Consider the following 8,064-nt stretch of genomic DNA (forward strand, 5'->3'; position numbering starts at 1 on the left):
CACATTGGCTCGGATACCAGTAGTTGGCAATCCTGCGCGTCCTGTGATGACCTTGCGAATTGGCTCTCTGCGGGCAGCCCTCTGGTACTATGACGCGATGAAGTCCTACGTTCCGTGAGTCGAAGGCCTGATGCACGACCAGACACATGCAAGCAAGCCTGGCGTCTGACGGACAGTTACTGTGATACAGGGCAAACAGCGTGATTTTGAAGTCGATTCTTCATCTGAAGCAGGTGAGAGCGAGTAAGCGCAAGCTTCTCAGGAACAAGGCGATCATCGCTGCATCCGGTTTTTTCGACGCGGACTGGTACCTGCGCAAATACCCGGAGATCAGGAACTATTCCCGCACTCCACTTGACCATTATGTAGAGTACGGCATCGCCGAGGGCCGTGCAGCCGGACCGCGCTTCGATACGCTCGCCTACGTGACCGCGAACCCGGACGTGATCGCCGCGGGATACAATCCCTTGGTCCATTACATCCGCCATGGCGAGAAAGAGGGACGCAGTTTCGCCGCCGCTCCCGCGCGCGCACTGGACCGCCGTGAAAAGAACGACCGAAGGCCGATCACCTTCAGCCTTGTCATCGGCGATGGCGAGATGGCCGATGCCAGCCGGACGATTGACAGCATCCTCGCGCAGGAGGGCATATTTTGCGAGGTGATCTTGACGGGAGGCCTCACTGCGTACGACGCCGATCGGGGCGCCGCGGGATTTGTGTCCTTCAGCCGCCGGACCGATCCGGACAACCATAACGCTCCTCTGTCGGCCGCGCTGACAGCAGATTGCGAGTTCGTGATCTTTCTCGATGCCGGTGACGTCCTGGCGCCCCAGGCCCTCTCGAAACTTTCTCGAGTTATCAACGCCACGGACTGCGACCTCGTCTACGCCGACGAAACCCAGTCGCGCCGAATTGGGACTAATCCGGCGACCTACCTTAAGCCGGCATGGTCGCCGGAGCTGCTGTCGAGCTTCAATTACTTCGGGCACCCGACGGCCATCCGCCGCGATCGCGTCCGGGAGGCGTTCCCATCCGCACCGGCCGATCTACCGAGCGTGTCGGGAGAGGCGGCGGAGTGGGACCTGAACCTGCGGGTGAGTGAACGGACGCAGTTAATCGAACGTCTCCCGGAAGTTCTCTGTCATCGGCTGCGGCGGACGGAGCACGACCTGCGCCTGCCCAAGACCGCGAGCCCCGATCCCAAGGCGGTGCTGACTGACCATTTCCGGCGCCGCGGCCATACGGCCACACTTTCAGTGGCACCCGACGGAACCTTCAGAGCGACATGGTCGCTCGCCGGCACTCCCCTGGTGTCGATCATCATTCCGAACCGGAACCGGGCCGGACTGCTGCGGACCTGCACGGACGGGATCCTCGATAAGACCGCCTACAAGAACATCGAACTCATCATCGTCGACAACGCTTCCACCGAGCCGGACACCCTCGACCTGTACGAAGCCCTCACCGCGCGGTCGGCCCGCATCGTCCCGTACGACGAGCCGTTCAACTATTCTCGAGCCTGCAATCTCGGGGCATCGGTCGCGCGCGGCGAGATGCTCCTCTTCCTGAACAACGATATCGAGGTCGTCCAGGCGGACTGGCTCGACCACCTCGTGCGGCAGGCCTCCGAGCCCGGGATCGGCGTCGTTGGTGCCAAGCTGCTTTACCCCGACGGCGGGATCCAGCATGCGGGCGTCGCCCTCGGCCTGTTCACCCTCGCGGCGCACGTCTTCCATCGGACGCCGCAGGATCGCTGGGGGCCCTTCGGCTCGCCCGACACCCAGCGCAACTGGTCCGCCGTGACTGGAGCCTGCCAGCTCGTGCGAAAATCCCTGTTCGACCTCGTTTCCGGCTACGACGAGCGGTTCATCCTGTCCTATAGCGACGTCGTGTTCTGTCTCGAGATTGCCCGGATGGGCTTTCGCTCTGTCTACCTGCCGTCAGCCGTCCTTGTGCACCACGAGGGCGCCTCGCGCGGCCTGACGAACCCTCACAATGATCAGGTCCTGTTCGCCAAGCAGCTGCGCAGCCTCGCGATCGCGGCCGACCCGTACTTCCATCCGCACCTAAATCTCGAGAGTTTTGAACCGAAACTGGCGGATCACGCGGCCCGCACCGGTCCGACCCGGATGCAGGTCGATATCGGCGTCATCGCAGGAGCACCGGAGCGGCCCGTCGATCCGCACGATTTCGGCGCCATTGCCAGCGCGGCCGGAATGCCCTGGGGGGCGGTCGCCTGGCCCTTCGATCCAGCTGACCTAAAACCAGGCGCGGACGGCGGCGTGCGGATCGTGTTAGAGTTCATCGCGCGCCGGCGCGACCTGCGGAAACGGTTTCCAACACCGATCCAGGACGGCGCCGAGGGTGGGCTCGCTGAGTGGATCAAAACCGAGGGACTTAGTCTTCTTGGTCTCGGCGCGGAACACGCCCACTGGATCGACGCTGCCTTCGCGTCCAACATTGGAGGCAAGTCTCGCCAGATCCTCACGCTCGACCCAGAATTCCGGGAGAATAATCCATTGTACCTGCTGCCCGAGGGTCGGGCGGCGAGCTGCGCCCGCCTGTTTGACGCCTATCTAGAGGGACACACCACCCGCGAGGACATCTGGTGGTTCCTGTTCGCGATGGCGGAGTCGGCGCAAGCCGCTCTATGCGCAACCTGGGCCACTACCCCCGTCTGGCAAGCTGCCGTGCCAGATGGCGGCACAGTGTTCGGCATAATCCAGCTGGCTCAGTGGGCCTCGGAGGTGCACGGGGTACGTGACCACGGGATCTTCGCGCAGGACCATCCCACCCTGTTAAGCGACGCCGCGCAAGTGCGGCTCGCTTACGCGACACGTCCGAACTGGCAGGCGCAGTTCCCGGCGGCGATGATCGACGAAGCCAGCGCCCAGGCCCTGCTGGATCACCTGGCGACGCGGGGCTCAGGGCTGCCGTTCCTGCCGCGTGGCTGGGTCGAGGCCCGGCGCAAGAAAAGCCTAGCCCGGGATATCGTCCGGCCCGGCGTCAACATCCTTGGTCACTTCGCGTACCCCTCCGGCCTCCGAATCTCGACGGAGAGCCTCGTCGAGGGCCTGCGCGAGAACGCGGTCGCGGTCAGCGCCCGCGACGTGCCGGTATCGGTTACGACCGACGATCCGATCGGGCATCGGTTCCAGGGGTTCGAGATCTACGACACGACGCTGATCCACGTTCAGCCGGAGCCGCTGTTCGACGACGTGCACGAACGTGCTGGGCTCTGGCTGTACGATGAGGGGATCTACCGCATCGGGTACTGGTACTGGGAGTTCGACGAGGTGCCGGCCTCGTGGAACAGGGCGGCCCTCAGCTGCGACGAACTCTGGACGGCAACGCAATTCATCGCCGATGGCTTGCGTGAGCGCTATCGCCAGCCGATCCACGTCCTGACGCCCGGCATCGAGATACCCGTCTTCCAGCGGATGTCCCGGTCTCGATTCGGCATTCCGGATGACGAATTCGTCTTCGTCTTCGTGTTCCACATGACGAGTGTGATGGACAGGAAGAACCCAATCGGGCTGATCCAGGCTTTCCGTCAAGCCTTCGATAAGAGCGACAAGGCCCGGCTGATCATCAAGACCTCCTTCGGGGCGAGGCATCCCGAGGCTCTGGCCGCGCTGAAGGCGGCAGCCTGCGAGGCTAGGATCGACATCATCGACGCGGTGTTCACCCGCGACGAGACCCTGAGCCTGATCGATTGCAGCGACTCCTATGTCTCGCTCCATCGCAGCGAAGGATTCGGTCTAACGATGGCCGAGGGCATGCTGTTGGGCAAACCCGTCGTGGCGACGCGCTATTCCGGTAACCTCGACTTCATGGACGACGATAATAGCCTCCTCGTCGACTTCAGGCTGATCCAGCTCGATCATGACATCGACCCCTACAAGGCCGGACTGCAATGGGCCGAGCCGTCGATCGGCCATGCGGCTGTGCTGATGCGCAGGCTGTTCGACCAGCCAACTCACGCCCGCGCGATCGGCGCACGCGCTAAGAGCGACTTGGAGCAGCGCCTGAGCTATCGCAATACGGGTCGATCCGTGGCCAATAGACTGGCGGAGATTGGGGCGCTGGGGCGGCCGGCACGGAGGACTGCTTCCACGTGGCGCCCTGCTATGTAAAACCGACTTCCATGGATTGTGGACTTGCTCCGGAAAAGTGGAAAGCTCTTTTTCCTGAAGGAGGAGGGTTTCCATGGCAGACCGGAAGCAGACCTTTACCCCTGAGGCACGTGCCGAGGCGGTGCGGCTGGCCCAAACGAGCGGGCGGTCCCGCCGGGAGATCGCCGCCGATCTCGGCGTCGGGCTCTCGACGCTGCGCAACTGGATCGACGGCCGACGTGAGCGCGAGATGGACCACCCGCCGGCCGACCGACAGGAGGACATGGCCGCTGAGCTCAAGCGCCTGCGCCGTGAGAACGAGGTGCTGCGCCAGGAACGGGAGATCCTGAAGCGGGCCACGGCTTTTTTCGCCAAGGAGGGAAGTCGATGAGGTTCCACCTCGTCGACGCGGCGAAAAAGGACTTTCCGGTCGCGCGCCTGTTCAAAATTCTCGACGTCAGTCCGAGCGGCTATTTTGCCTGGGAGAGTCGTCCAGCCTCGACGCGGCAGCGCAAGGATCTCGTGCTGCTCGCCCATGTCCGGTCCGCCTTCACGCTCTCGCACGAGACCTACGGCAGCCCGCGCATGACCCACGAACTGCGCGAGCAGGGCTTGGTGGCCGGCCGGCGGCGCGTGGCCCGGCCGATGCGGGAGAACGGGCTCAAGGCCCGCCAGCCGCGCCGCTTCCGACGCACGACGGACAGCGGCCACGCCTTTCCGATCGCGCCCAACCACCTCAACCAGGACTTCACGGCACCCGGACCGGATCGGAAGTGGGGCGCGGACATTTCCTACATCTGGACGCGGGAGGGCTGGCTGTATCTGGCGGTGGTTCTCGACCTGTACTCCCGACGCGTCGTGGGTTGGGCGGCGGGCGACCGTCTTCACAAGGAACTGGCATTGACTGCGCTGCGACCTGCCCTCGTCGTCCGGCAGCCCGGACCAGGTTTATTGCATCATTCCGACCGCGGCAATCAGTACTGTGCGAACGAGTATCAGGCGGAGCTACGCAGACGTGGCATCGTGATTTCGATGTCCGGCAAGGGAAATTGCTTTGACAACGCGATGGTCGAGACGTTCTTCAAGACGCTGAAGAGCGAACTGGTCTGGCACACCGCATTCCAGACTAGAGCCGAGGCCATCGACGCGCTGGCCCGTTACATCGATGGCTTCTACAATCCCCGACGCCGTCACTCGGCGCTTGGCTTCACCAGCCCCACCCTGTTCGAAAGGGGCATCGCCTACCAAACCGCTCTCCACTCAACTGAAGCAAGTCCAATCTGCGGCCGAGCGAGACGCTCGTGAAGCTCTTGGCCGCTCGCGTGGTGGCTATGGCACCAAGGCTGGCGTGATCGCCAATGATCAGGGTCGCGCCATCGCTTTCCGGCTGGCGCCCGGTCAGGCCCATGAACTCCCTCACGCTGTTCCCCTGCTTGATCAACTGCTGGGGGTGCCCAAATGGGTCGTGGGGGACAGCGGCTACACCAGCCACGTCTTTCGCGAAAACATCTGGAACATGGGCGCTCGGCCTGCGACCCCGCCTCAGCGTCACGAAGCGCCCGTGGCCTGCCCGGCTTGGATCTACAACAACCGTAACCAGGTCGAACGCCTTTGGACCAGGCTCAAAGAGTGGTGCGCCATCGCCACCCAATACGAGAAGACCGCCATCAGCTTCAAAGGCGTCCTCTACCTCGCAGCCGCCCTCAATTGGCTCAAGCGATGACACGCGCTAATATTTCTTTGGCACAAAAGCATACTGACCTAATCGCGCCACGAAAACAAGAAAATTGTTTGTGCCCGCTGAAATTTCAAGTGCCCCTCCGCCAGAGAACTCTGATGACTTTTTACCTGTAGGATGGGTCATCAGGGCTCTTCAGACCAAACTGCCAAAGTAGTGCTAAGGGGCCCTTAACTTCTAACACGTATGTATCTTTTTAACGGAGAATGATTATGCCGCGAAAGATTTGGGTTGCAGGTCACAACGGTATGGTTGGGTCTGCATTAGTGAAAGAATTGGAGTTAAAAAATGAAAATGTTCTCAAAGTCTCACGCTCGGATCTTGATTTACGCGATCAGGCGTCCGTAACAGGTTGGCTTATAAGAAATAAACCCGATTCTGTGATATTCGCAGCAGCGAAAGTAGGGGGGATCCACGCAAATGACACGCTGCCTGCAGATTTTCTATATGATAATATCGTACTAGCTACCAATGTTATACATGGCGCGCATGTTGCTGAAATTGATCGCCTAGTTTTCCTTGGCTCATCGTGTATCTATCCAAAGTTTGCTCCACAGCCAATTCAAGAAGACGCGCTGCTGACGGGGCCGCTCGAGCCAACTAATGAATGGTATGCAATCGCAAAAATTGCTGGCATAAAGCTTTGCCAAGCGTATCGTAAGCAGTATGGTCGTAATTATATCTCAATTATGCCGTGCAATCTGTATGGAGAGGGCGATAACTTCGATCTTATGTCCGGTCACGTAATACCTGCTTTAATGCGCAAATTTCACGAGGCTAAAGTTTTAGATTTAGATAGTGTTACCGTCTGGGGATCCGGTACCCCTAGGCGTGAGTTTTTGCACGTTAAAGATCTCGCTAGGGGTGTTATTCATTGTATGGACAATTATGACGAGTACGATCATATAAATTGCGGCGCCGGATCAGATATAACTATCCTTGAATTGGCATTTCTTATCAAAGAGGTTACGAATTTCCAGGGCGAAATTTTTATGGACGCTGATAAGCCAGATGGAACTCCCCGCAAATTGATGGATTCGAGTCGCATCAGAAAACTGGGGTGGGAGCCCAGCATCGCGCTACGAGATGGTCTCAGGACCACATATGACTGGTTTAGGAATCATATTGTAGACAAATAAGTCTCTGTTGAAATTTAGTCGACAAAATCTGACCTACATCCTACCGCAGCGAAGAAGTCAGCGCATTTGTCGGGTGCGACGTTGTTCACGAAGAGCCCGATGGCTGACCACAAGCCCCCAACAGGTCGCTAGACAGCTTTGCGCGGAAGCGTGTTGAGTTTGGCAAAAACGATCTCAATTGATGTTGCCAATAGCACCTGCTCCCGGCGTTGCGTTGGGGCATAATCGGGATGTGTTTGCCTCAAGCTGAGAAATCACCCTGTCCGCGTTTGTCATGGTAAGTAGCGACCTCGCTAAAAGCGCATTTCATATCCAGGTTGTCGAGAGCATCGGGTTCTCATGCGTCGCTAGATGTTTGATCCCAGGGTTTGATGATGCACTCTTCACCTCGGAGTGGAGGGATGCGCTATGGGCCAAGTTCTTCACGGCAGCGCCACAACGACGGAGGCGATCCGTCGAGCGATCCAGCATAGTCAAGCGAGCCTGAGGGCGCTCTCGAAGCGCTACGGGATCAACCAGCAGACGGTCGCCAAGTGGCGGCAGCGGACCTCGGTTGCCGACCAGCGCACCGGTCCAAAGGATCCGCACTCGACGGTGCTGTCACCCGAAGACGAAGCGGTGGTGGTCGCCTTTCGGCGTCACACGCTCTGCCGCTGGACGACTGCCTCTACGCGCTACAGGCCACGATCCCGCACCTGACCCGCTCGTCGCTGCATCGCTGCCTTCAGCGCCATGGGATCAGCCGATTGCCGAAGGTCGACGGCGACAAACCCAAGCGGTCGCGCTTCAAGGCCTATCCGCTCGGCTACTTCCATATCGATCTGGCCGAGGTTCACACGGCCGAAGGCCGGCTCTACCTGCTCGTCGACATCGATCGTACGACCAAGTTCGCCTTCGTGGAATTGCACGAGAAGGCGACGCGGCGAGTTGCCAGCGACTTCCTACGGCATCTCATCGAGGCCGTGCCCTACAAGTGTCTGTCGTCAGATGATTTGGGACATTCAGCGGTGTTCAGGAGCGGAGGCTCTGGTCCATCTGGGGTGAGAGGTTAGGCAGCCTGCGCGTGATGGCG

4 protein-coding genes and 2 pseudogenes are annotated in these 8,064 nt (G+C 60.2%); all 6 read left to right on the top strand.

Annotation, left to right across the window (positions count from 1 at the left end):
- Positions 1-200: 200 nt before the first annotated feature.
- Positions 201-4,136, top strand: coding sequence for a glycosyltransferase (locus ASF41_RS05595; protein ID WP_056491521.1), 3,936 nt, complete (start codon positions 201-203; stop codon positions 4,134-4,136).
- A gap of 73 nt (positions 4,137-4,209) precedes the next feature.
- Positions 4,210-4,506, top strand: coding sequence for an IS3 family transposase (locus ASF41_RS26585; protein WP_056491524.1), 297 nt, complete (start codon positions 4,210-4,212; stop codon positions 4,504-4,506).
- The gene (locus tag ASF41_RS05605) at positions 4,503-5,420 is read left to right on the top strand and encodes an IS3 family transposase (protein ID WP_056491526.1); all 918 of its coding nucleotides are present in this window, start codon (positions 4,503-4,505) and stop codon (positions 5,418-5,420) included. The genes ASF41_RS26585 and ASF41_RS05605 overlap by 4 nt, the downstream gene beginning before the upstream one ends.
- Positions 5,383-5,838: pseudogene (locus ASF41_RS23530) on the top strand (IS5 family transposase); the annotation flags it as partial. The gene ASF41_RS05605 and the pseudogene ASF41_RS23530, both read left to right, overlap by 38 nt.
- 227 nt (positions 5,839-6,065) lie before the next feature.
- Positions 6,066-6,992 carry a GDP-L-fucose synthase gene (locus ASF41_RS23535; RefSeq protein ID WP_082504081.1) on the top strand — a complete coding sequence of 309 codons (927 nt, stop codon included), beginning with the start codon at positions 6,066-6,068 and terminating at the stop codon, positions 6,990-6,992.
- 408 nt (positions 6,993-7,400) lie between these two features.
- Positions 7,401-7,963, top strand: a pseudogene (locus ASF41_RS05615) (IS481 family transposase); the annotation flags it as partial.
- Positions 7,964-8,064: the final 101 nt, after the last annotated feature.

Source organism: Methylobacterium sp. Leaf111, from assembly GCF_001423285.1.
Classification (GTDB): Bacteria; Pseudomonadota; Alphaproteobacteria; order Rhizobiales; family Beijerinckiaceae; genus Methylobacterium.

Coding starts and splice junctions, on each gene's coding strand:
- ASF41_RS26585 (WP_056491524.1), top strand. CDS start 4,210: ATGGCAGACCGGAAGCAGACCTTTACCCCTGAGGCACGTGCCGAGGCG.
- ASF41_RS05605 (WP_056491526.1), top strand. CDS start 4,503: ATGAGGTTCCACCTCGTCGACGCGGCGAAAAAGGACTTTCCGGTCGCG.
- ASF41_RS23535 (WP_082504081.1), top strand. CDS start 6,066: ATGCCGCGAAAGATTTGGGTTGCAGGTCACAACGGTATGGTTGGGTCT.